General features: G+C 35.2%; 24 protein-coding genes. 13 read left to right on the top strand and 11 right to left on the bottom strand.

All coding sequences use genetic code 11. The annotated features are described in order from the left end of the window. Positions 1-106 precede the first annotated feature (106 nt). Positions 107-1,336 (top strand): multidrug effflux MFS transporter, encoded by a 1,230-nt coding sequence (locus DOS84_RS14700; protein WP_111410876.1) that lies wholly within the window; start codon positions 107-109, stop codon positions 1,334-1,336. 240 nt (positions 1,337-1,576) lie between these two features. Next, on the top strand, positions 1,577-2,881 hold the full coding sequence (locus DOS84_RS14695) for a rhamnogalacturonan acetylesterase (RefSeq protein ID WP_111410875.1): 1,305 nt from the start codon (positions 1,577-1,579) through the stop codon (positions 2,879-2,881). A 167-nt stretch (positions 2,882-3,048) separates the two neighbouring features. Here DOS84_RS14695 and DOS84_RS14690 read toward each other — a convergent pair whose 3' ends face one another. Then, the gene (locus tag DOS84_RS14690) at positions 3,049-4,245 is read right to left on the bottom strand and encodes a PAS domain-containing sensor histidine kinase (RefSeq protein ID WP_165830450.1); all 1,197 of its coding nucleotides are present in this window, start codon (positions 4,243-4,245) and stop codon (positions 3,049-3,051) included. 269 nt (positions 4,246-4,514) lie between these two features. Next, on the bottom strand, positions 4,515-4,928 hold the full coding sequence (locus DOS84_RS14685) for a hypothetical protein (RefSeq protein WP_111410873.1): 414 nt from the start codon (positions 4,926-4,928) through the stop codon (positions 4,515-4,517). A gap of 92 nt (positions 4,929-5,020) precedes the next feature. Here DOS84_RS14685 and DOS84_RS14680 point away from each other — a divergent pair, with 92 nt between their 5' ends. Further along, entirely contained in the window at positions 5,021-5,320 is a 300-nt protein-coding gene (locus DOS84_RS14680) for a hypothetical protein (RefSeq protein WP_124020650.1), read from the top strand. Positions 5,321-5,369: 49 nt separating this feature from the next. Here DOS84_RS14680 and DOS84_RS14675 read toward each other — a convergent pair whose 3' ends face one another. The 8 genes from DOS84_RS14675 to DOS84_RS14640 form a co-directional block, all read right to left on the bottom strand. After that, complete coding sequence (locus tag DOS84_RS14675) at positions 5,370-6,236, bottom strand: hypothetical protein (RefSeq protein ID WP_243636380.1); 867 nt, start codon at positions 6,234-6,236, stop codon at positions 5,370-5,372. A gap of 221 nt (positions 6,237-6,457) precedes the next feature. Further along, positions 6,458-7,216 carry a hypothetical protein gene (locus DOS84_RS14670; protein ID WP_111410871.1) on the bottom strand — a complete coding sequence of 253 codons (759 nt, stop codon included), beginning with the start codon at positions 7,214-7,216 and terminating at the stop codon, positions 6,458-6,460. A 124-nt stretch (positions 7,217-7,340) separates the two neighbouring features. Beyond that, on the bottom strand, positions 7,341-7,919 hold the full coding sequence (locus DOS84_RS14665) for a hypothetical protein (protein ID WP_111410870.1): 579 nt from the start codon (positions 7,917-7,919) through the stop codon (positions 7,341-7,343). A gap of 80 nt (positions 7,920-7,999) precedes the next feature. Then, the gene (locus DOS84_RS14660) at positions 8,000-8,650 is read right to left on the bottom strand and encodes a hypothetical protein (protein WP_111410869.1); all 651 of its coding nucleotides are present in this window, start codon (positions 8,648-8,650) and stop codon (positions 8,000-8,002) included. A 111-nt stretch (positions 8,651-8,761) separates the two neighbouring features. Further along, positions 8,762-10,033: an NAD(P)/FAD-dependent oxidoreductase gene (locus tag DOS84_RS14655; protein WP_111410868.1), complete on the bottom strand. Its 1,272-nt coding sequence runs from the start codon at positions 10,031-10,033 to the stop codon at positions 8,762-8,764. A 173-nt stretch (positions 10,034-10,206) separates the two neighbouring features. Next, entirely contained in the window at positions 10,207-11,541 is a 1,335-nt protein-coding gene (locus tag DOS84_RS14650) for a DEAD/DEAH box helicase (RefSeq protein ID WP_111410867.1), read from the bottom strand. A gap of 198 nt (positions 11,542-11,739) precedes the next feature. Then, positions 11,740-13,278, bottom strand: a complete 1,539-nt coding sequence (locus DOS84_RS14645; protein ID WP_111410866.1) for a DEAD/DEAH box helicase — start codon at positions 13,276-13,278, stop codon at positions 11,740-11,742. Between the two features lie 109 nt (positions 13,279-13,387). Then, positions 13,388-13,915, bottom strand: coding sequence for a DUF6155 family protein (locus tag DOS84_RS14640; protein ID WP_111410865.1), 528 nt, complete (start codon positions 13,913-13,915; stop codon positions 13,388-13,390). A 105-nt stretch (positions 13,916-14,020) separates the two neighbouring features. On the opposite strand from DOS84_RS14640, the gene DOS84_RS14635 reads away from it, so the two are divergent. Next, entirely contained in the window at positions 14,021-14,296 is a 276-nt protein-coding gene (locus DOS84_RS14635) for a DUF3817 domain-containing protein (RefSeq protein WP_111410864.1), read from the top strand. 4 nt (positions 14,297-14,300) lie between these two features. Continuing rightward, entirely contained in the window at positions 14,301-15,557 is a 1,257-nt protein-coding gene (locus tag DOS84_RS14630; RefSeq protein ID WP_111410863.1) for a mechanosensitive ion channel family protein, read from the top strand. Between the two features lie 90 nt (positions 15,558-15,647). Here the strand turns inward: DOS84_RS14630 and DOS84_RS14625 are convergent, their stop codons facing one another. Beyond that, the gene (locus tag DOS84_RS14625) at positions 15,648-16,034 is read right to left on the bottom strand and encodes an acyl-CoA thioesterase (RefSeq protein WP_111410862.1); all 387 of its coding nucleotides are present in this window, start codon (positions 16,032-16,034) and stop codon (positions 15,648-15,650) included. Positions 16,035-16,104: 70 nt separating this feature from the next. On the opposite strand from DOS84_RS14625, the gene DOS84_RS14620 reads away from it, so the two are divergent. From DOS84_RS14620 to DOS84_RS14585, 8 genes are all read left to right on the top strand, one after another. After that, positions 16,105-16,503, top strand: coding sequence for a glyoxalase (locus DOS84_RS14620; RefSeq protein WP_111410861.1), 399 nt, complete (start codon positions 16,105-16,107; stop codon positions 16,501-16,503). Positions 16,504-16,844: 341 nt separating this feature from the next. Further along, the gene (locus tag DOS84_RS14615; RefSeq protein WP_111410860.1) at positions 16,845-17,405 is read left to right on the top strand and encodes a gluconate 2-dehydrogenase subunit 3 family protein; all 561 of its coding nucleotides are present in this window, start codon (positions 16,845-16,847) and stop codon (positions 17,403-17,405) included. 48 nt (positions 17,406-17,453) lie between these two features. Next, the gene (locus DOS84_RS14610) at positions 17,454-19,157 is read left to right on the top strand and encodes a GMC oxidoreductase (RefSeq protein WP_111410859.1); all 1,704 of its coding nucleotides are present in this window, start codon (positions 17,454-17,456) and stop codon (positions 19,155-19,157) included. A gap of 17 nt (positions 19,158-19,174) precedes the next feature. Further along, positions 19,175-20,329: a Gfo/Idh/MocA family protein gene (locus DOS84_RS14605; RefSeq protein ID WP_165830449.1), complete on the top strand. Its 1,155-nt coding sequence runs from the start codon at positions 19,175-19,177 to the stop codon at positions 20,327-20,329. A 10-nt stretch (positions 20,330-20,339) separates the two neighbouring features. Beyond that, positions 20,340-21,392, top strand: coding sequence for a sugar phosphate isomerase/epimerase family protein (locus DOS84_RS14600; RefSeq protein WP_111410858.1), 1,053 nt, complete (start codon positions 20,340-20,342; stop codon positions 21,390-21,392). Between the two features lie 19 nt (positions 21,393-21,411). Further along, entirely contained in the window at positions 21,412-21,774 is a 363-nt protein-coding gene (locus DOS84_RS14595; RefSeq protein ID WP_111410857.1) for a c-type cytochrome, read from the top strand. A gap of 14 nt (positions 21,775-21,788) precedes the next feature. After that, the gene (locus DOS84_RS14590) at positions 21,789-23,252 is read left to right on the top strand and encodes a Gfo/Idh/MocA family protein (RefSeq protein WP_111410856.1); all 1,464 of its coding nucleotides are present in this window, start codon (positions 21,789-21,791) and stop codon (positions 23,250-23,252) included. A 25-nt stretch (positions 23,253-23,277) separates the two neighbouring features. Continuing rightward, positions 23,278-23,988: a 3-keto-disaccharide hydrolase gene (locus tag DOS84_RS14585; RefSeq protein ID WP_111410855.1), complete on the top strand. Its 711-nt coding sequence runs from the start codon at positions 23,278-23,280 to the stop codon at positions 23,986-23,988. The last annotated feature ends 20 nt before the right edge of the window (positions 23,989-24,008 follow it).

The following is a 24,008-nucleotide window of genomic DNA, read 5'->3' as shown; positions in this document are numbered from 1 at the left end:
AAACAGAAAGATAGTAAAAAAAAGCAAAGTTCCATTCATTGGTATGCCTATTATGGACATTAATATGATATTTCAATATGTTATCTTTGCAAAAGATAAAAAGATTATGACAAAAGGAAAATACATTCAGCTGATATTAATTTTAGGTTCCATGACGGCGCTTGGACCGTTTTCAATTGATATGTATTTACCCAGTTTTTCGGGGATTGCCAAAGATCTTCATACTAGTGTAACTTTGGTTTCAGAATCGTTATCCAGCTATTTTATCGGGATTTCTTTTGGGCAATTATTATATGGGCCGTTACTGGATCGTTTCGGTCGAAAAAAGCCATTGTTTATTGGACTTCTAGTTTATATTCTGGCTTCTTTTGGATGTGCCGTAGTGTCCGACATTCATGTTTTTATAGGACTTCGGTTTGTTCAGGCTGTTGGGAGTTGTGCCGCTACCGTGGCTTCGGTTGCAATGGTTCGGGACTTGTTTCCAGTAAAGGAAATTCCCAATGTTTTGTCCAAATTAATGCTGGTTCTAGGGCTTTCGCCAATGTTGGCACCCACCATTGGGAGTTATGTAACCACTTATTACGGTTGGCATCCCATATTTTATATACTAATGTGTTTGGGAGGTTTTGTGCTTATTGCTTCACAATTGGGTTTGCCTGATACACACAAACCAGATCACACTATTTCATTGAAACCGAAACCAATTATCAGCAATTTTGTGGCGATTATCAAAGTACCACAGTTTTACACCTATGCTTTGACAGGGTCGATTGCATTCTCTGGATTGTTCACTTATGTTGCCGCTTCCCCGATTTTGTTTATGGATATTTTAAAAGTAGATGCCACGGTTTATGGTTGGATTTTTGCTTTTATGTCGGTAAGTTTTATTGGCTCAAGTCAATTGAATTCCTTATTATTAAGACGATTTTCTAGCGAACAGATGATTTTTGGTGCTTTGGTTGCCCAAATCGCAATAAGTGTGACTTTCTTGATTTTGGCAATAAATGGTGATTTAGGATTGTACGGTACTATTGCAATGTTGTTTCTGTTTTTGGCTTGTTTGGGTATTTCCAACCCAAATACAGCGGGATTGACCCTTGCTCCTTTTGCCAAAAATACCGGAAGTGCCTCGGCATTGATGGGAGCTACCCAATTGGGAATTGGTGCTTTATCTTCTTTTGCGGTGGGTATTTTTGTTAAAGATTCTATGGTACCGATGGTTGCTATTATGACTTGTACCACGATTATCGCCTTTATCATTTTGAATATTGGTAAAAGAAAAATAAAGAAAACTGTTATGAATTCTGGTGATGAGGAGATTATGATGGGACATTAATTTTCACCAGTTATTGATTCACTTTATGGGCACGGATTACTTCGTCAGTTCGCTTTCGGTCGTGTGTAAATCCGAGCTATTAGATTTTTTTTAAAAATCCTGCCAGTCAGATCCTTGTGTGTTGACTGGCAGGTTTTTTTCAACTAAATCAGAAAATGAGTGTCGAATTTCATAAAAATAAGAGCAATCATTGTACATTAGCAATCAGTTTATATCGAATAATTTTAAGAAACACAAATTATGAAACACTTTAAAAGCATCTTTTTATTTTTATGCATGACCCACTTTTTCTGTGCCAATGCCCAAGACAATGCGCCTATTAAAGAATTTACTTTTGGTGGAAATACTGATAAAAAATCAGGTACACTCATAAATAAAGCTGTTGCGTATACTAATGCCATCGGATACGGATTTGATTTACAATCCGATAAAAATGTAACATTTGGGGAAAAATCAATATCGGCTAAGAGTCCGTTCTATTTTTCGATGAAGCTTCCAGAAGGGAATTATAGTGTGGAGGTCGTTTTGGACGGGAACAACAGCGGAATTACAACTGTAAAGGCAGAGTCCAGAAGATTGATGTTGCGAGAAATTAAAACTGCTGCAAAAGAAACTAAAACAACACGTTTTGTGGTCAATGTCAGAAATCCGAAATTTGATGTGAACAGTACCATTAAACTTAAACCTGCTGAACTTAAGGGGCTGAATTGGGATGATAAATTAACCTTGGAGTTTTTGGGGACATCAATTGTTCAAAGCATCAAAATTTATCCTATTTCAAAAATTAAAACAATTTATGTAGCTGGAGATTCTACCGTTATGGAACATGATTCGGAGCCTTGGGCATCTTGGACTCAGTTTTTTCCAAATTATTTGACGACAGATGTAGTGATAGCCAATTATGCTTGTTCAGGTTTGACGCTCCGTTCTTTTACATCCGGATATCGATTAGATAAAATTTTATACTTGATGGAACCAGGTGATTATCTTTTTATTGAGTTTGGCCACAATGACGAAAAAGCAACAGGAGACGGGAAAGAAGCTTCGGGAGTGTATACCGCATTACTAAAGGATCTTATTACAAAAACTAGAAATAAAGGAGGTTCTCCAATATTGATAACTCCAATACAAAGACGTTATTTTAATCCTAATGGGACTTTAAAGCCTACTCACGGCGAGTTTCCAGATGCAATGCGAAAAGTGGCTCAAGAGATGCAGGTTCCTTTGATAGATCTTACTAAAATGACAACTTCTTTGTACCAAAGCTGGGGTAATGAACTTTCAAAAAAAGCCTTCGTTTATTATCCTGACAACACATTCCCTGGACAAATAGGTGCTTTGGTTGATAATACCCACTTTAATAATTTTGGTGCCAATGAAGTGGCTAGATGTATAGTACAGAATATTAAAAATACAGGTTTGGATCTTTTTAAAAATATAAAACCTACAGTTCCTCATTATATTTTTAAAAACCCAAGCAAACCAAGTGATTGGACTGTTCCGATGAGTGCTCGAATTGAAGTTACCAAACCTGATGGGGAATAAAAACTTAGATTTCTAAGCATATTGCAATGCCTCAAAATTATCTTATATAAAAAAATAAAGCTACTATAACAAGTAGCTTTATTTTTTTACGGATTGCAAATCCGCGATATCGGATTATGACTTGCACCACGATTATTGCTTTTGTAATACCTTTTCAACAACAAAAATTAAGCGCTTTCATCAAACATAATTTCGTCTGAACTGCCTATTTTATATAAAGGTTTCTCAATAAGTAATGTAAAATAGAAAGTGGATCCCTCTCCTTCGATACTTTCGACCCATATTTCACCGCCATTTTTTTCCAAAAAGCCTTTTACCAATAACAATCCAATACCCGCTCCTTTATTTTGTTTTCTTGTTTCAGAAAGTGTTTTCATTTGCGGTGTGAAAAGTTTTTCCATTATTTCTTTAGACATTCCAATTCCGGTATCTTTAACCTGGACAATAATTTTATCTTCTGTGCTTTTAGCCGAAATCTTTATTGAACCACCTTTTTCGGTATGTTTTATTGCATTTGAAACGATATTCTGAATGATGGAAATTAACATTTTACTGTCGGCAAAGACAGAAGTGTTTTCTTCAATTTCGTGATGGAGATTTATAGTGTTTATAGAAGCCGTTTCATTTAAACTATCAAAAACTTTATCAACGTATTCCGTTAGTTTTAATTTTGTTGGAGAGAAGGTGTCTGATGCGTATTTTATTCTTGCCCATTCCACTAAATAGTCCAACATTTCCAATTCATCAGTTGCGGATTTATGAAGCAAGTCAAGCATTTCCTGAACAGTATCAGGATTCATTTTACGGAAATTTTCTTTTAGATATTTTGCAGTACCTATAATGGCAGACAAAGGACTTCTCAAATCGTGTGAAAGGATGGCCATAACACTCTCTTTGTGAGTATTTAGATCTTCCAGTTCTCTGACATAATTTTTTATGGCATCCTCTGATTGTTTCCTATCAGTCAAATCCCTTAAAACCTTAACATAGCCTAGCATTTCTCCGTTTAGACCAATGAGAGGAAAAACCAATCCATAAGCATAAAAAAGGCTCTTGTCTTTGGCAATGTGCCATCTGTTATCGGTTGCTCTGCCTTCTTTTAAAGCAGTTTCAATTTCTTTTTTAGGAATACCATTTTTTAAATCTTCCTCTGTAAAAATTAAGTCAAAAGATTCACCAATAACTTCATCTGTTTCATACCCAAATATTTTTGCAGAGCCAGAACTCCAGCTGTTTATGATGAAATCATTATCTAATGTAAAAATGGAATAGTCTTGTAAACTGTCGATTATTTGGCTATAAAACTCAGCGGTTGGAATGTATTTATTTTTAAGAATCTTTGTGAAGTTTTGTTTGATTTCCATTGGATTTATTTTAATCATTATGATGAAATGGTAGGTATTAGGCAAACCACCATTAATCATAATGCTACTTTATTACTGCTGATTTTCGGCTAAATTAAGCCTTATCTTCGGATTTGTAACGACATCTGATAAAAACTATTTTCAAATTAAGGCTATTGTTTAAATCTCATGTAATTGCAGGAGGTTTCAGTTCTTAGTATTGAAAAACAACAGTATAATCTTGATCGTGGATTTACTTTATGGACACGGATTACAAATCCGCTATTGGATTACATCTTTTGCATATAGACTGATTTACCATTTACCATTACATCATACTGACCCGTTTTTTCATTAATAGTTGTTCGGACATATTTTCCTTTAAAAACAACAACTGCACCATAGATTTTTCCGTTTTTGACTGATTCAAAATCAAATATTAGTCTTTTGTTATCTGGGCTAATACTTAGTTTGTAACTGCTAAATTCTGCGTTTTTGGCAAATTCTAGTGTAGTGTCAATTATTTTATCGTCTACATAAAAATTGACGACTTTTTCGCTTAAGCTAATATCTGGATAATATTCATTCGCTTTTTTAAGCAATTCATATTGTGCCGGAGTTGCATTCTCAATTTTAGATGTAATATTTTGTGAAAATGATGCTACCGAAAACATAAGACCTAATATTAAAATGTACTTTTTCATAATGTTGATTTTTTATTTGTTACTAGATAGGTTTAAAACAGTAAGCAATTTACGAATATTTTTTATAAAAAACTGTAAAACAGATTGTTGTGTTGTTGATTCAGATAGCTAAACCTGAAAATGGTATCGCAAGAACTATAAATGGTATTGCTAAAAGTATGAATGGTATCGCAAGAACTATAAATGGTATTGCTAAAAGTATGAATGGTATCGCAAGAACTATAAATGGTATTGCCAAAAGTATAAATGGTATCGCAAGAACTATAAATGGTATTGCTAAAAGTATAAATGGTATCGCAAGAACTATAAATGGTATCGCAAGAACTATAAATGGTATTGCTAAAAGTATAAATGGTATTGCTATTACTGTAAATGGTGGTGACTATTTATGAAACAGGATAGGCATTTGTGGTTTTGCCTATCCTGCTTTGCTTTTGGATGTTATATTTTATTAGAGAATTTTAATCCTTTTACTTGAGCGAATTGTGGGGATGTTGCTCCGTAGATTGATTTTATGTATTTTTTTACATCGGCGACAACGTCCAGTAATCCTGTTTCTTCTTTGTAGAACAAGGTGTTGCGAGCGATTCGTGAGTTGCTTATGGCGGTATATGCTGTTGCAACGGCATTGTTTTTGGCAGTCAGGTCGGTTTGTTTTGCGGTTAGGGCGGCCACTTTTAAATCGGTTTCGTTTGGGGCATAACTGGTTTCCGATTGCACCACTGAAATTAATCCCGCCCAGTGCTGTATTTGCTGATCAAAGGATTGCTGACTTGTAGAAATAGTTTTGGGAGCTTCTGCATTCGGGTCGGTTAGTGTTTCGATTTTTTTTGATTTATTAGATCCTTGCAATTTTTGATTAAATCCTTTTGCATCCTCTACTTTTTTGGCTGTGGCATCGGTGATTTGCAATGCATTTACCACTCTTGTTGCCAGTGGTTTTAAATTACTAAAGGCCTCTGCCCTTTCGTTTGTTTTATTATTGAAAGCGGTGTTTTTGGTTACTACATCTCCTAAACTTGCCTGGCTTGCTGTAGCGAGTGCTGTAAGCTGAGGCAGTTTTAATGCGTTTTTGCTTGGATTGTAACTTGCTCCGTAAGCCGTAACGAAAGCGATTAAACTCTGAAGGTTTGCCACGTTCTTTGCGTGACCTGATTCGCTCACTGATTTTTTATTTGTAGTGGTGTTCGCGCTTGTTAAGTCGCTCACGGAAATTGTCTTTTTAGCGGAGTTCGCGCTTGTTAAGTCGCTCACTGAAATTGTCTTTTTAGCGGAGTTCGCGCTTGTTAAGTCTGATGTTGTTGTCATTTTTGAAAGTTTAAATTGGTTAATTAATCTTTCAAAAATAAAATTATAAAACTTAACTTACGCTATTTTTATTACAAAAAATAAAATATTTTGTAATAAAAATTTGCTTTTTTGTGATAAATAAGATTTTGTATTGGCACGAGCGGGACGCTCGCGCTAGCGGGGGGATTTACTTTGTGGGCACGGATTGCAAATCCGCGCTATCGGGGTTGAAATTTCATTTACAAAGCCCAGTTAAAAAGTCCTATAAAAAGCAAACCTGTCAAACAAACTAGCACAATTGATGAAAAAATAGATGACAAAATTAAGATATAACTTGTGCTTCTTTTTGTTGTCACAGAGTAAAATTTATATAGATGCAACTCAGAATTAATTAACCAAATAAGCGACAATATTAAGCAAAGCCAATCGATTGGAATACCATAATAGTAAAGTAAGGAAGTGAAATTTGTTATATTAAAGGGTAGAATGAAATTCAAGAGAGTCATGAAAATTGATAAAATTGTATAGAGGGCAATAAAGCTACCAAACAAATAACATTGCATGTAAAAAATATTCTCTAAATTACTTTTCGTAATTATAATTTTTTTCTTCAGTAGAATTATATATGAAAATAATAAAGGAGGCCAAATCGAAATAATTATAGCTTTGGTAATACGATTAGAAGAGAAATTAAACTCGAATTCAGTAATGTTCGTAGAATTACCACTGAATATGCCTCCAATTATAAATCCAATATATTCTAGTAAAATAGCATGAAATATTAACAGGCAAATGGAAAAAATAACCCAAAATGTTATTGGAGAAGTATAGGCATCATACTTATCATCTGTACGTTTATCAATTTCTTGTGACAAGACCGTAATCATTTTTTTAGGACGTCTAATAATGCAATAAAGAGTTTTTGGTGCTAATAAAATAAGACTTGCTAGCCAAAAAATCAATGCCTCTAACTCTGTTACTAATGATAGCCAATTCATAAGCAGTTGTTGTTTTTAATTTTTAGTATGTTCTATAAATTGACTGATGTCATTGAACTAAATTAAGCCCATTATTTGGATTTACTTTGCGGGCACGGATTGCAAATCAGCGCTATGGGGGTTACTATAGTCCACTTTTTTTTCCAAATATTGGTTGAAGTTTTTCCCAAATTTGTTGTTCAATAATTTCAACTACAAATCTTTCAATAACTTCGTTTTTATCTAATGATTTCACTTTAAATATATCGATGACTATTTCATAATTGAAGTTTTCATCCCATTTTGATAAATGTAAACTGTAAACTCTATTTTTTAAAACTCCTAAATGATTTTTAATTCTGGTTACAAAATCTGTTGTTGAGCTCCCAACATATAACACATTTGATTTTTCGCCATTAAATCTTGAGACATTTACGCGGTCAACATTTTTGACTTTCAGTTTGTTTTCTTTTGAAAATCTGAGAAATTTTTCAATAAGAACTTTAGCTGTGTTTTTATCTTTAACTCGAATTATATATATAATCGGAATTTCACTTTTCTCTAATTCATTGCTATGGGACTTTAAAGTCGGGCTATTTCTAAAGTTACTAGAGTGAAAGACAATTTGTTTATGATGCTGAAGATTTGACTTTGCCAGTTTATCTTGTAATAAAATGGAAAAATTCACTGAATTTTCGAGTATTTCTTTAGTGTCGATTTTCATGCAATTTCAAGATTACGTTGTGGTAATCAGCGTGTTTACTTTGTGGGCACGGATTGTAAATCCGCGCTATTGGGTTTCATTTATTTTATTATTTCACCTATACTTAAATTATCATCTATAGTCAAACTAAATAATACTTGTCCGTTCATATCTACATTTTTATAATTTCCATCTCCATCAAATTCAACAAATTCTAAAGCGTTACCAGTCCAATATACTTGATTTTCAGAACTAGCATGAATACTAATTTCATTAGAAAATTCTCCGTTACGGTTAATTATTTGCGGATTCCAATTTGTTCGAACATCTAGTTTTTCTGCAACAAATTTTGAAGCTTCTATTGCACATTCCATAAAATCAATTTTACCGTAAGTATTATGCATAATTGTAATTCTATTTCGTAAAAATCTAAACGTTGCATTGGGACTTCTTTCAAACATTGTTGAGACGCTTATTGAACATTGTCTTGCTTGCCTTCTTAATTGTCCATGCTTAATAGAATCGCCTAAGTCATGAATTATTTCATACGCCCTATTTTCTTTGGCTAACTGATTTGGGTCAGCTTGTAAAACATTCTCAGGCATGTGTTTAATTGCTAAAGTCAGTCCATTTGCAGAAGTTATAAAATCATTTATATTAGGATTCATTGACACAATTGTTGAGAATTTTATATTTAGTTCTTCCCATGGTTTTATTATTTCAGTAATAAATTTTATTGCCTCTTCTTTCATAGTTTTTCGATTAAGGATTAAAAATACCTATTTTAATTATAACTTTTAATTATTTCTCTAGTTGGAATAAAGGTGTTTTCAACTTGTTTCATAGTAAAAACTATTTTGGAACTAAGCCTCCCCTTTCGTTCTCTTCTCTGGTCTGATAATCATCCGTAACGATTGGTCTTTTGAAAAATAAGCAATCATCCAATGGTAAAAAGTATTTAATCTATTGCGGTAGGTTATCAAGGATATTAGGTGAACGAATAACCAAATCATCCAAGCGAAAAAGCCTTTGAAATGCATTTTTGGTTTTGGTAAATCGACAACGGCTTTGTTTTTTCCAATGATCGCCATTGAGCCTTTGTCATTGTATTTGAAGGGTTTTAATGGTTTGTTTTGAACCATTCGTTTGAAGTTTTCGGCGAGGTTTAATCCTTGTTGGATTGCCACTTGCGCCACTTGTGGGTGACCTCCCGGGAAATCGACATCATTGAGTTGGATGCAGGTATCACCAATGGCATAGATATTTTCGGTAGCGTTTACTTTGTTAAAAGCATCGGTTGCCATTCGTTTGCCACGACCGTAGCTTTCTGTCGGGATTCCTTCAAATTCTCTTGCAGAAACTCCTGCCGCCCAAATTAAGTTTTTGGTTTGAATGGTTTTTCCATCGGCAAAGAAAACGGTATCGTCTTTGTAATCCACGACACGAGTGTTTAGTTTTACGACTACTCCAAGTTGCGTCACTGCTTCGAGCGTATCCGCTTGCGACTCCAAGCTCATAGGCGATAACAGTGCATCTCCCCCATCGACCAAATATATATTACTGGCGGAGGTTTGTAATTCGGGGTATTCTTTGAGTAAAATGTTTTTTCGCATCTCGGCAAACATTCCGGAAACTTCCACTCCTGTTGGGCCTCCTCCAACTACGACAATGGTCAAATGCTTTCTGCGTTCGTGTATGTCTTTGCAAATGGCAGCTTTTTCCAGGTTTTTCAATAAGGCATTGCGCATTTCGATGGCATCATTGAGGGTTTTCATCGGGATGGCATTTTTCTTGACATTTTCCATTCCGAAATAACTGGTTTCGGCTCCTGTTGCAAAAACCAAGTGGTCGTAATGCAATTCGCCATTATTGAGGATTATTTTGTTTTCGGCAGGAATTACTTTTTGTAATTCGCCCAAACGAAACTGAAGGTTCTTTTTGCCTGCAAAAAACTTTCGGAAAGGATAACTGATGCTTGAAGGTTCCAAAAAGCCTGTGGCAACCTGATAGATGAGTGGCGGAAAGAAATTATAATTGTTTTTGTCAACAAGGGTTACTTCAATTCCTTTGTGGTTGGTGAGTTCTTTGGCTAAATTAATGCCGGCGAAACCTCCACCTATTATTACTATTTGCATATTGACTTTTATTAGTGATTAGCTGTTAGTAATTAGTGATTAGCTGTTAGTAATTAGTGATTAGTCAGCAGGAGATAAAACTATAAAAAAGCTAATCACTAATTACTAGTCACTAATAACTTACTATGACTATAAAAGTACAATTTATATTAGGAGGAAAAACTTATAAGTAATTAGTTTTTGAATTTTTTAACAGGCTTTTCCGCAATTTCAGTTTTGTTTTGCAACAAATAATTGGCCAACAATTTTTCGATCAATTCATCTTTGGTCAGATGATGAAAAATGGTTTTTATTTTTGTTTTTAATTCGGCATCCACGTCGTGATTCGGTTTGGTTTTGAAGATTTGCTTCGCCCATAAAAGCGTGTTGTTCTCTTCAATACTCGCAACAGATGGTTTTTTGTATTTGGTAAACTGGATTCCCAATTCTCTTTCGAAATCGGCAATTTCAGCTACTTCTTCAGGTTGCAAAACGGTCAAAGAAAGTCCTTTGGCCCCTGCCCTAGCCGTTCTTCCGCTACGGTGAACGTATACTTCATAGACATCCGGCAAGTGATAATTGACTACATAAGAGATTTCTTTTACGTCAATTCCCCTAGCGGCCAAATCGGTAGCCACCAAAATATTGATGTGTCCCTCACGAAATTGCTCCATGATTCGGTCACGGATTCCCTGTGACAAACTTCCGTGTAATGCTCCTGATGAAAATCTGTTGATTGCCAAGTTTTTTGCCAGTTTGTTAACAGCAGCTTTGGTTTTACAAAAGATAATACCGCGTTCGCCATCTTTGGAATTCAGGAAATGCATTAAAACATCCAGTTTTTCTATAGGATCTACCACAATATAGTTGTGGTCAATACCTTGATTACCGACAGTTTCCATACTGGCGCTTATCGTCACTACGTTTTTGTTTAGGTAATTCTGGATTAACTGCTTAATCGTTCCAGGCATAGTCGCCGAAAACAAAAAGGTTCTGTATGTTTTGGGTAATTCGGTTATGATTTCGTCCAAAGCTTCTTTAAGAATAGATACCATTTCATCGGCTTCGTCGAGAACCAGAAATTTGGTTTCTTTTAGGCTTATGGCTTTTCGTTGCAACAAATCGATCAAACGACCAGGTGTTGCCACGACGATATGCGTTGGAGTTTTTAATCTTTCAATTTGCGGTTTAATTGGGATTCCACCACAAACGGCTGCTATTGAAACTTCAGGAAGATACTTGGCATAACTTTCCAGATTATTGAAAATTTGTTGTCCCAATTCTCTTGTAGGCACCAGGATTACGGCTTGAACAGCAGCAACATTCGTGTCTATCAATTGTAATAAAGGTAATCCAAAAGCAGCGGTTTTTCCCGTTCCTGTTTTGGCAAGCCCCACAATATCGGTAGTGTTTGCTAACAATAACGGAATGGTTTTTTGCTGAATTTCGGTTGGGGTTACAATTCCCATTTCGGTAATCGCTTTTAGTGTACCTTTTGAAACTCCTAAATCTGAGAATTGTGTTGACATACTTTTTGTTTTTTTTATTGTAAAATGCTCTTGAATAGCAGAATGTTGTTTTAGCCCGGATGGCAGTGAAAATCCTTATGAGCCGGGGTTCGGCTTATAAGATTGCAACGGACAGCCGGAATAGCTCCTGAAAATTATTTATATAAATCAAAATAGAGACACATTGCTTGCGTCTCTACGTTGAAATTTGATGTTTTATTAATCGAGTTCGTTCATGACTTTTTCACGGTATTTTTTACCGATTAACAAGGTCATTTTAAGTTTATAATCGTCCATCAGCCATTCTCTGTAGTTCTTGCTACATTGACTAAGGCATTTTGAAAAACGTTTTACGCGGTATTCGATATCGGCTTCCAATTCTTTTGAAAGTGCTTTGGCTTCCTGTAATTCTTCGGTATTGTCCACACACATGGCGGCGTGTTGGTCAATTGATTTTTCTAAAACTACTTTGGATCTTAAGTTCTGAGCTATAGCGAGTTTGTGTTCTTCATCTACATCAAAAGTTACATCGGCAGTTTTGCTGAATTTGGCACGCAATTCTGGTGGCATCGAATATTTGAAATGCGTCTCAATTTCGCTGTCATCTCTTAAATTCTCTAAGTAAAACTCAGGAGATTTAAAGATATGCTGCCAGTTCACGGGATCGCTCCAGAGTCCGAAACGGGCGGCATTATTTCCTAAATCGATTACATTGAATTCGTCTTTACCAGGTAATTTTCGGGAACCACGACCTATCATTTGGAAATATAATGTTAGCGATTTGGTTGCTCTGTTCAAAATAATGGTTTCAACGGTAGGTTCATCAAAACCTGTTGTAAGAATCCCTACTGAAGTTAGAATCGCATCCGGCGTGTGCTTGAACCAATGCAGAATTTCTTTTCGTTCTTCGTTGCTGCTGGTGTTATCCAAGTGGCGAATACCGTAGCCTGCTTCCCTGAAAGTCTCATAAACATATAAAGATGTGTTGATTCCGTTGTTGAAAATCAAGGTTTTTTTGCCTAAAGATTTTTCGGTATACGCATGCAATAATTTTTCTTGCATGGCCATATTGGTATACAAATCATCGGAAGATTTCACGGTATAATCTCCGTTGATACCTACCTTTAAGGATGTCAATCCAACATCATAACTATAGGTAACGGCTTTTGCCAAAAAACCGTTTTCTATTAATGAGCTAATGGTGTCTCCCACGATTAGTTCATCATAGCTTTGGTGCATTGGTAATTTTATGTTTGAACTCAAAGGAGTAGCAGTTACTCCAAGGATGAATGCATTTTTGAAAGATTTCAATAATTTTCGGAAGGAATTGTAATGCGCCTCATCGATAATAACTAAACCAATATTGTCTAAATGTAGTTTTTCGTCATTGATACGGTTTTTCAAAGTCTCGACCATTGCCACAAAACAAGAGTAATCATTTTGGTCTGGAAGTTCTTTTACTTTACTATTGATGATTTTGTTTTTTACGTCAAAACCTTTTAACATTTTTGAAGTTTGCTTACACAACTCGATACGGTGCGTTAGCACTACCACTTTTTTGTTGTGTTGTGACAAATAACGGCGAACGATCTCAGAAAAAATAACTGTTTTTCCTCCACCAGTAGGCAATTGGTATAATAAATGATGTTGTGCAGGGGCATTGTCTATACGCTCAAATATGGCGTCAATGTCTCCTTGTTGGTAAGCGTAAAGTTCTTTTTTGGCTTCGATTTCAATTTCTAAACTCTCTTGATGCATTGTATATTTTTCGATTTTTGCAAAAATACGCCTAAAAAACAGTTATTCGGCCAATTTTTTTTAAAAATATATAGGACGGATTAATTAAAATCGATTACAAATGGGGTTCTTAGTCTTCCAAAAGTTCAATATTTGTTTTGAAATCAGTGGTATTCATCCATTTTTGATTTGATGCTTCTTCGCAAATGGCAATTAGTCGGTTTTTAAATTCACTGATAATTCCATTTGAAATAATGAATTTCAAGGCTTGTTCGAATGAATTGAACATGCTTTTGTAGAATAATTCCTGTTTTACTAGGTTCTCTGCAGAGAAAGTCTGGGCGATTTCAATGTTATAGAGCATTACATCGGCAATAACAAAGGGATCTACGCCCAATAAAATAAAATGCTTGATGTATTTTTGAGCTACCGAGCGTCTCATTTTTGGTTTTTTTCTTTTGCCTTTGGTTTGCAACGGAAAATATTCATGAGAGATTTTGAGTTTGCATTCCTGTAACAAGGTTTCCTCTTTTGGATTGAAAACAAAATTGTAATACACTTTTACGGGAGGGAATTTTTCATACAATTCAAGAATTTGCTCTTCTAATTGTTCTTTAGTAAGTTCATTCAAATATTTTTTTAAATCTCGCTTGCTCATTTTCAAAGTTTAAGAATACAAAAGTAATTTAGTTTTCTAATGAATACATCAATAATGATTGATATTGACTAATTTTGCCGCTTATAATTGCAAAAACAACTACTAATGCTTAAAATTTTCAAGGTTACTGCCATTTTAGAAGGTATCTCTTATTTGGTTCTATTTTCGAATATGCTCTTTATTAAAATAAATAATCCCGAACTTTATCATACGATATTGCGTCCATTGGGAATGACACATGGTGTGCTATTTATCGGTTACGTTTTATTGGCTTTTTTATTAAAAAAGGCACAAAATTGGAATTTTAAAGTCTTTGGTGTCATACTGGTTGCTTCATTAGTTCCATTTGGTACCTTTTATATAGAAAAAAAATACTTGTAAAATTATGGACAAACTCATTCAATTCATTTTTGAATTCCTCTACCCTATTTTTAGACATTGGGGAATGAGCAGAACTGCATCTACTTATTTGAGTTTGTTTTTCAATACTATTTTGCTTTGTTTTTTGGCTTACGGGTTATATGTGGTATTCCGTTTTATATTGGTTACCATAATGGCCATTGTCGCCCAAAGAACCAGAACTAGATTTGACGATTTATTGGTAAGCAATAAAACAGCTAAGTATATTGCTTATTTGGTTCCTTTGTTTTTTGTCTACAAATCGGTTCCGGTAATTCTAGATAAATTTGAATATTGGGAAAGTATTTTCGGAAAAACCGTGGGTGTCTATATTGTTTTACTGATTTTATGGATTATCCGAACCGTTTTTAATTCGCTGCGCGATTATTTGAAATTGATTCCAAGATATAGTGACAAACCGATTGACAGTTTCATTCAGGTTATAATGATTGTACTATGGATGTTTGGGATTGCATTAATTATTTCTAAACTGTTTGACATTGACCAAAAGGAATTGTTGACTATCTTGGGGGCCGTATCGGCCGTGATTATCTTAATCTTTAGAGATACCATTTTGGGTTTTGTGGCAAGTGTCCAAGTGGCAATAAATGACATGGTGCGTATTGGTGACTGGATTACGATGGATCGTTATGGTGCCGATGGAGATGTGATAGAAATTAACTTGGCAACGGTAAAAGTTCGAAATTTTGACAATACCACCACTACGATTCCGACCTATAGTTTGAGTTCCGACTCTTTTCAAAACTGGCGAGGAATGCTAAATTCTGATGGAAGACGTATCAAGCGACACATTATTATCAAAGCCAATAGTATTCGCTTTCTGGAAGATCAGGAGCTTGTTGATTTAAAGAAAATAAATCTTTTGAGCGCCTATATTGATGCGCGAAAAACTGAGATAGACAACTATAATAGTGGGCATGAAATTGATAAAAGCCTGGCTATAAATGGTCGTAACTTGACTAATTTAGGTTTATTTCGAAAATATATCACTCAATATCTTCATCAATATCCTGGATTAAATAAAGATATGTTGATGCTTTGTCGTCAATTGCAGCCTACTCCCTACGGCATACCTCTAGAAATATATGCCTTTTCAAAAGATAAACGTTTTGAAAATTACGAATATATTCAATCGGATATTTTTGACCACATTATTGCTTCGGTTTCTTACTTTGATTTGGAAATTTTTGTAATGCCTTCTGAAAATGTTGTCAAGCCTTAAGTAGGCAAAAAGGATATTGATAAAGCAATGATAATTCTTAATCGATTTGCAATCTCAGCAACTTAGAATCTTAGTTTCTTTTTACCGAAACTAACCTATCCTGTCTTTTACATACTCAATTTCCGTTTTACCGTGCGCTTTTGGTTTTCCATCTTCGCCTAAATTTACCATTGTAGTGCTATCTATAGTAATGATTGTTTCGCGTGTCATCATATTTCGGGCTTCACATATTAACTCAATCGAACTGCGTCCAAATTTTACAACGTCAATTCCAATTTCGATTATATCACCTTGTCGTGCAGAACTTCTAAAATTGATTTCAGACATGTGTTTTGTAACAATTCTGGAGTTTTCCAATTGAATAATGGTGTATAAAGCCAATTCTTCGTCAATCCAAGCCAATAATTTTCCGCCAAATAATGTTCCGTTGGGGTTTAAATCTTCGGGTTTTACCCATTTTCTAGTATGAAATCGCATATTTTTTTATTTAATAATGCTAAAATAAGACATTGCTAACAGTAATTTTTATATTTTTAAAGAAAAAACGATGAATCAGAGAGATAAATTAATCAGAGAAATTCGAGGAGAATCATTGGGAAACGTGAGTAATCAATCGTCTTCAGAAGAATTATTTCAAAATGAAGTACTTAGGCCGATTTTGAAATTGCAGAACGATTTGTTTATTGCCTCTTTTTTAAATTACATCAGCAAATACAAAAGAGATTTTTACTCCAAATCGGTTGAAAATAAACTATCTATTATTGAAAATGCGATTCAAAAAGACATTAAGTTTCGTAATGCCTTAAAAGGAATGATTATCGCATTGTTTACGACTGATGAATATGCACTATATATTCAGAATTCTTCCAGTCTGAACAAAAGGATGATGAATTTATTGATCGAAAGATTGAAAAGTCAAGTTCAGTTGTTTGATAAGGAGAACTAATTAACCCGTTAGTGTTATTTTAACGCAATGAAATGAATTGTTGATCTTATTGAATATTTTTAATAGGATTTTTATTGTGTAAAAAATCATATAATTCTTTTATATCTCAATTTTCTAAAAAAGCACCTTCTTAAAACTTTGCATTTTTTCTTGCTTCTTACAGCTTGTGGTCGTGTATTTTTTATATTATTTACAAAAACGTATTGTTAATTGTGAATTATTAATTTATTCTATTTAATTAACGTATTTATAGTGAATATGTTTGTTTTTTATTTATTATTGTAATGCATTGATAATTGCATTATTGATAATTATTAAATAATATTTTTAATATTTCGCAAATGGAAAGACGAGAGGCACTAAAAAAGCTAGCTTATTTGATGGGAGGAGCAATTTCTGCTACCACAATGGGTGTATTATTTGAAAGTTTTACTGTATTTGATCCCGAACAGAATACGTATTCTTTTACGGCTACCGATGAAGAAATTTTGGCTGAATTTTCGGAAATTATTTTACCAACTACCGAAAATTCTCCCGGAGCAAAAGCTGCCGGCGTTGGAGCTTTCATTCCATTAGTTATGAAAGATTGTTATCCTCCAAAATTGCAAGAAGTCTTTAAAAATGGATTTGAAGATATGTTAGCCAAATGCAAAGCTAAATTCAACAAAGAATTCTTGAGTCTCAATAGTGAAGAAAAGAATCAGCTTATGAATGAATTAAAGCAACAAGCTATCGATAGTAATAAAGAACCTTCTTTCTTTATGATTGCTAGAGATTTAACCATATTAGGTTATTTTTCTTCAGAAATTGGTTGTACAATGGCCAGAGAATATTTGCCTATACCAGGAAAATATGACGGTAGTGCAGAATACAAACCCGGTCAGAAAGCTTGGGCAACATAATGGGAAAGTACTTGCAACTAAATTTTATTAATTACTAAAAAGAGACTCGTGAATATAAATACAGATTTAAAGAAGCAAAATACTTATGACGCAATTGTTATAGGTTCAGGAATAAGTGGTGGATGGGCAGCCAAAGAATTAACGGAAAAAGGATTAAAAGTCCTGATGTTGGAACGTGGTATGAACATCGAGCACATTAAAGATTATGATTCGGCTATGAAAGCGCCCTGGGAAATACCCTATGCCGGAAAAATGACCGAAGAGCAAAAGCGAACGCATCCAGTGCAAACCAGAGATTACCCATATAGCCAGGCTAATGAAAAGTGGTGGGTAAACGACTTAGAATGCCCATATACTGAGGATAAACGTTTTGACTGGTACAGAGGTTTTCATGTTGGAGGCAAGTCTCTAATGTGGGGTCGTCAAAGTTACCGTTTAAGTGACCACAATTTTGAAGATAATGCCAAGGACGGTCATGGTAATGACTGGCCAATTCGATATAAAGATATTGCCCCGTGGTATGATTATGCAGAAAAATTCGCTGGAATAAGCGGCCAAAATGAAAATTGGCCTTTGCTCCCAGACGGTCAATTTTTGCCACCAATGGATATGAATTGCGTCGAAAAATCTGTAAAAGAACGTATTGAGAAGCATTACAATAAATCCAGAATTATGACAATTGGACGAACTGCAAATCTTACTCAACCCCATTTAGGGAGAGGCAGTTGTCAATATAGAAATTTATGCAGTAGAGGCTGTCCATTTGGAGCCTATTTCAGTACACAGTCTTCGACTTTACCGGCCGCTATGGCCACTAAAAGATTAACAGTCCGTCCCTACTCGATTGTTAATCATATAATTTATGACAAAGACACCAAGAAAGCCAAAGGAGTAATGGTTATTGATGCCCAGACGAATGAAACTATGGAGTTTTATGCAAAAATTGTTTTTGTAAATGGATCGACTTTGGGATCAACCTTTATTTTATTGAATTCAACTTCCGAAGCTCACCCGAATGGTTTGGGTAATGGTAGCGGACATTTGGGACATAATCTAATGGATCATCACTTCAGATGTGGTGCTGAAGGAAGCGCTGAAGGTTTTGAAGACAAATATACTTATGGACGAAGAGCGAATGGTATCTATATTCCAAGGTACCAAAACTTTAATAATGACAAACGCGATTATTTGCGTGGTTTTGGATATCAAGGTGGTGCCAGTAGAGGTAATTGGCATAAAGAAGTTGCCGAATTAGCCTTTGGTGGTGATTTCAAAGAAACAATGTCAAGACCAGCTGACTCATGGACAATGGGATTAGGAGGTTTTGGGGAAATGCTTCCTTACTATGAAAATAAAGTGTATATCGATCATTCTAAAAAAGATAAATGGGGACAACCCGTACTGGCAATTGACTGTGAATACAAAGAGAATGAAGCGAAAATGCGTGAGGATATGATGTATGATGCTGCTGAAATGCTGGAAGCTGCAGGTATGAAAAATGTAAAAACCTATGATAATGGTTGTTTTCCTGGAATGGCTATTCACGAAATGGGGACTGCCCGTATGGGGAATGATCCTAAAGAATCAGTATTAAACAAATGGAATCAAATGCACGAAGTGAGTAATGTATTTGTTACCGATGGTTCTTGTATGCCTTCTATTGCTTGTCAAAATCCGTCATTAACATTCATGGCTCTGACTGCCAGAGCTTGTGATTATGCTGTAAAAGAATTAAAGAAAAAAAATATCTAGATTAGGATTATTCAATTATGAGAAAATTAAAAATGGGAATGATTGGCGGTGGCAAAAATGCTTTTATCGGAGCAGTTCACCGCATTGCCGCCAACATGGATGGTTTAATCGAATTGCATTGTGGAGCATTTAGTTCCAATCCTGAGTTATCTCTTGAATCTGGTAAAGAATTAGGTTTGGCAGAAGATAAATGTTATGAATCTTATGTTCAAATGATTGAAACAGAAGTAAAATTACCTCCAAATGAGAGAATGGATTTTGTTTCGATAGTTACTCCAAATCATGCCCACTTTGCTCCTGCTATGTTAGCATTGGAAAATGGTTTTCATGTTGTTTTGGACAAGCCAATGACTTTGACTTTGGCGGAAGCTAAATTATTAGAACAAAAAGTTAAAGAAACGGGGCTTTATTTATGCTTGACACATACTTACGCTGGATATCCGATGGTAAAACAAGCTCGTAGTATGGTAGCTGATAATGATTTTGGGGCCATTCGAAAAATTATAGTAGAATATCCTCAAGGCTGGTTGAGTACTCAATTTGAAACTGGTGGAAACAAACAAGCGGTTTGGAGAACAGATCCATCAAAAAGTGGAATTAGTGGTTGTATGGGAGACATTGGAACTCATGCGGCACATTTAGCAGAATACATTTCAGGATTAAAAATCACACAACTTTGTGCTGATATTAATACTGTCGTTGCCAACAGAAGATTGGATGATGACGGAAACGTATTGCTTAAATTTGACAATGGAGCCAATGGAATTTTGGTTGCCAGTCAAATTGCGGCTGGTGAAGAAAATAGTTTGAAAATTAAAGTGTATGGTGAAAAGGGAGGCTTAGAATGGCATCAAATGGAACCAAACACTTTGACTGTAAAATGGCTAGACTCCCCTACTCAATTGTATCGTACCGGAAACGGATATTTATCACAGATAGCTGCTTTTAATACTCGAATTCCAAGTGGACATCCAGAAGGATATTTGGAAGCGTTTGGGAATTTATACAAAAACTTTGCGTTGACTTTACAGTCTAAATTAGAAGGCAAAGAACCAACAGCAAGTATGCTTGATTTTCCGACAGCAAAAGACGGTGTTCGAGGAATGGCTTTTATAGAAAATGTAATCGCTTCGGGAAAATCAACTCAAAAATGGACTGAATTTAAAATTTAAATCGAATCAAATGACCACAATGCAAGGACCTGCGGTTTTTTTAGCGCAATTTATATCTGATGAAGCTCCTTTTAATTCTTTGGAAGGAATTTGCCAATGGGCAGCCAATCTGAATTTTAAAGGGATTCAAATACCAACTCTTGATTCTCGTTTTATTGATTTGAAAAAAGCGGCTGAAAGCAAAACTTATGCTGATGAACTTACAGGGATTGTTGGTTCCTATGGATTAAAAATATCTGAACTTTCAACTCATTTGCAAGGTCAATTGGTTGCCGTTCATCCCGCCTATGATGATTTTTTTGATGGATTTGCTCCACAGGCTTTGCGAGGAAATCCAAAAGCAAGACAAGAATGGGCGGTGCAACAATTGCATTATGCAGCAAAAGCTTCTCAAAATTTAGGTCTTAATGCGCATGCTACTTTCAGTGGTTCGTTATTGTGGCAATATTTTCATCCTTGGCCTCAACGCCCACCTGGTTTAATTGAAGATGGATTCAAAGAATTGGCTAATCGCTGGTTGCCAATCCTAAATGAATTTGATAAAAATGGTGTGGATGTTTGCTACGAAATCCATCCAGGTGAAGATTTATTTGATGGTGAAACTTACGAAATGTTTCTCAAAGCGGTAAATAATCATCAACGCGCTTGTATATTATATGATCCTTCACATTTTGTTCTTCAACAATTGGATTACATTCAATATATCGATTTTTATCATGAACGTATAAAAGCTTTTCACGTGAAAGATGCTGAGTTTAACCCGACTGGAAAACAAGGGACTTTTGGAGGCTATCAAAGTTGGGTAAATCGTGCAGGACGTTATCGCTCCCCTGGTGATGGTCAAATTGATTTTAAAACCATTTTCAGCAAATTAGCACAATATGATTATAAAGGTTGGGCAGTGATGGAATGGGAATGCTGTTTGAAAAATCAAGAAGATGGAGCGCGTGAGGGAGCCGAATTTATAAAAAAACACATTATCAAAGTGACTGATAAAGCTTTTGATGATTTTGCAGCGGTCGAAACCAACACACAGCTTAATAGAAAAAATTTAGGGATATAAATTGTTTAATTATTACAATATGAAAATTAAAATTTTAGTAGCAATAATTGCTTTGGGAGGTTTAAGTTCTTTTTCTGAATATGAATCAATTCCAACGAAATATGGTGGTAAAGACCAGGCGCAACCTTCCGAAGGAGAGGCAATAATGAAGAAGCTAGATTGTGCTACCTGTCACAAAATAGACAAAAAAGTAATTGGCCCCTCTTTTTTGGATATTTCCAAAAAATACCCAATGAATGATAAAAACATCAATTATTTAGCCGATAAAATTATCAAAGGTGGTTCTGGAGTTTGGGGCGCTATACCTATGGCTGCTCATACTGCATTAAAAAAAGACGACGCTAAAAAAATTGCTAAATATATTCTTTCATTGAATAAATAAATTGAAACCTACTTATGGATCAAGACTTCAATCAAAAAAAAGAACCAGAATCAATTGTTCGCAGGGATTTTCTAAAAAAAGGGGCACTAGCTACAGCTGCATTTATGATTATTCCAAGGCATGTTATGGGCAGAGGCTTCGTGGCTCCCAGTGACAGATTATTAATTGCCAGTATTGGTGTTGGTGGAAAAGGAAGGTCAGATGTAGCTTCTTTTGATAAAAGTGGCCTCGCTAATGTAGCCTATTTGTGTGATGTTGATACGAGAAGAGCTGCTGATAGTGTAAAAGCCTTTCCGAAAGCCAAATTTTACAAGGATTGGAGAGAAATGTTTGATAAAGAGCATAAAAACTTTGATGCTGTTTCAGTTTCTACACCCGATCATAATCACGCTATTCAAGCCTTTTCGGCTATGCAGTTAGGCAAACATGTATATGTGCAGAAACCAATGGCTCATGATATTTACGAGGCACATATGATGACTCAAGCGGCTGCTCGTTATAAAGTAGTAACGCAAATGGGAAATCAAGGTTCGTCCAACGACGGTACTCGAATCCTAAAAGAATGGTACGATGCAGATTTAATTGGAGATGTACATACAGTTTATGCCTGGACTGATAGACCTGTTTGGCCACAAGGAATTCCTTGGTCAACAGTAAAAACAGAAATTCCTAAAGAATTGGATTGGGATTTATGGTTAGGAACTGCTCCTAATAAAAATTATGTCGACAAATTAGTGCCATTTAACTGGCGCGGTTGGTGGGATTATGGAACTGGTGCGTTGGGCGATATGGGATGCCATTTAATGGAAGCACCATTCTCAGTATTAAATCTAAAATATGCCAAAGACGTTCAGTGCAGTGTAGGTTCCGTTTATGTGGATGAATTCAAAAGAGGTTATTTTCCAGAAAGCTGCCCTCCTTCCAGCCATGTGATGTTAACATTTCCTAAGACAGATAAAACGAAAGGAGATGTCCAAATACATTGGATGGATGGTGGTATTCAACCAGAACGCCCAGAAGAATTAGGAGCAAACGAAATCTTTGGTGATGGTGGAAATGGAACTTTGTTCATTGGAACCAAAGGAAAAATGATTTGTGACACTTATAGTGAAAATCCAAGATTATTGCCTTTAAGTCGCAATGAAAATCTAAAGATAACTGAGAAGTATCCTCGAGTAAAAGATGGCGCCAGTGGTCATCAAAAACAATGGATAGAAGGCTGTATTGCTGGTTATGGCAAAAAAGAATTAAGTTCACCTTTTGAAATTGCCGGCCCTTTAACAGAAGCTTTATTAATGGCCAATCTTGCTGTAAGAGGTTATGATTTACACAAAGAAGTATTAGGCGAAGATGTTTATCCGGGCCGTTCGGTTAAACTACTTTGGGATAATGATGCAAAGAAAGTAACTAATATCGATGATGTGAATCAATTTGTTAAACGTAATTATAGAGAAGGTTGGAAAAACCTAAGTTTTTAAAATAATAAAATTAAATAGTAAACCCATGAAAAAAATAATAACAACAGTATTAGTCTTTACTTTATTTCAAACTCTACAAGCTCAAAAAGGATTTAAACCTATTTTTGACGGAAAAACAACGACAGGTTGGCATACTTACGGGAAAACTACGGCTAGTGCCGGATGGAAAGTTGAAGATGGTGTTTTGCATTTTGATCCAGAGGCAGCCAAAAATGGTCAAGGAGGAGATTTAGTAACTGATGCTGAATATGAAAATTTTCATTTAAAAGTAGATTGGAAAGTGGCACCGAATGCCAATAGTGGGATTATATTTTATATTAATGAAAACCCTGCAAAATATAAAAATACTTATGAAACTGGTTTAGAAATGCAAGTTTTGGATAATGACGGTCATCCCGATGGGAAAATAACCAAGCATCGTGCCGGAGATTTATATGATTTAATTCAAAGTAAATCAGAACCAGTTAAACCGGTTGGTGAATGGAATACAGCCGAAATTGTTTGTAAAAATGGAAAGTTGACTTACGTTTTAAACGGAGTTATTGTTGTTGAAACAACTCTTTGGGATGACAACTTTAAAGCATTGGTTGCAGGGAGCAAATTTGCAGCTTGGCCAGGTTTTGGAACGTTTAAAAAAGGAAAAATTGCTTTGCAGGATCACGGCAACAATGTGTGGTATCGTAACATCATGATTAAAGAATGGAATACGATGGAAACTACAACTGGCTGTAAATAATAGCTCTAAAACAAACTTAA

Source organism: Flavobacterium aquariorum, from assembly GCF_003254745.1.
In the GTDB taxonomy this organism is placed as follows: Bacteria; Bacteroidota; Bacteroidia; order Flavobacteriales; family Flavobacteriaceae; genus Flavobacterium; species Flavobacterium aquariorum.
This window is presented reverse-complemented; position numbering and strand designations above follow the sequence as displayed.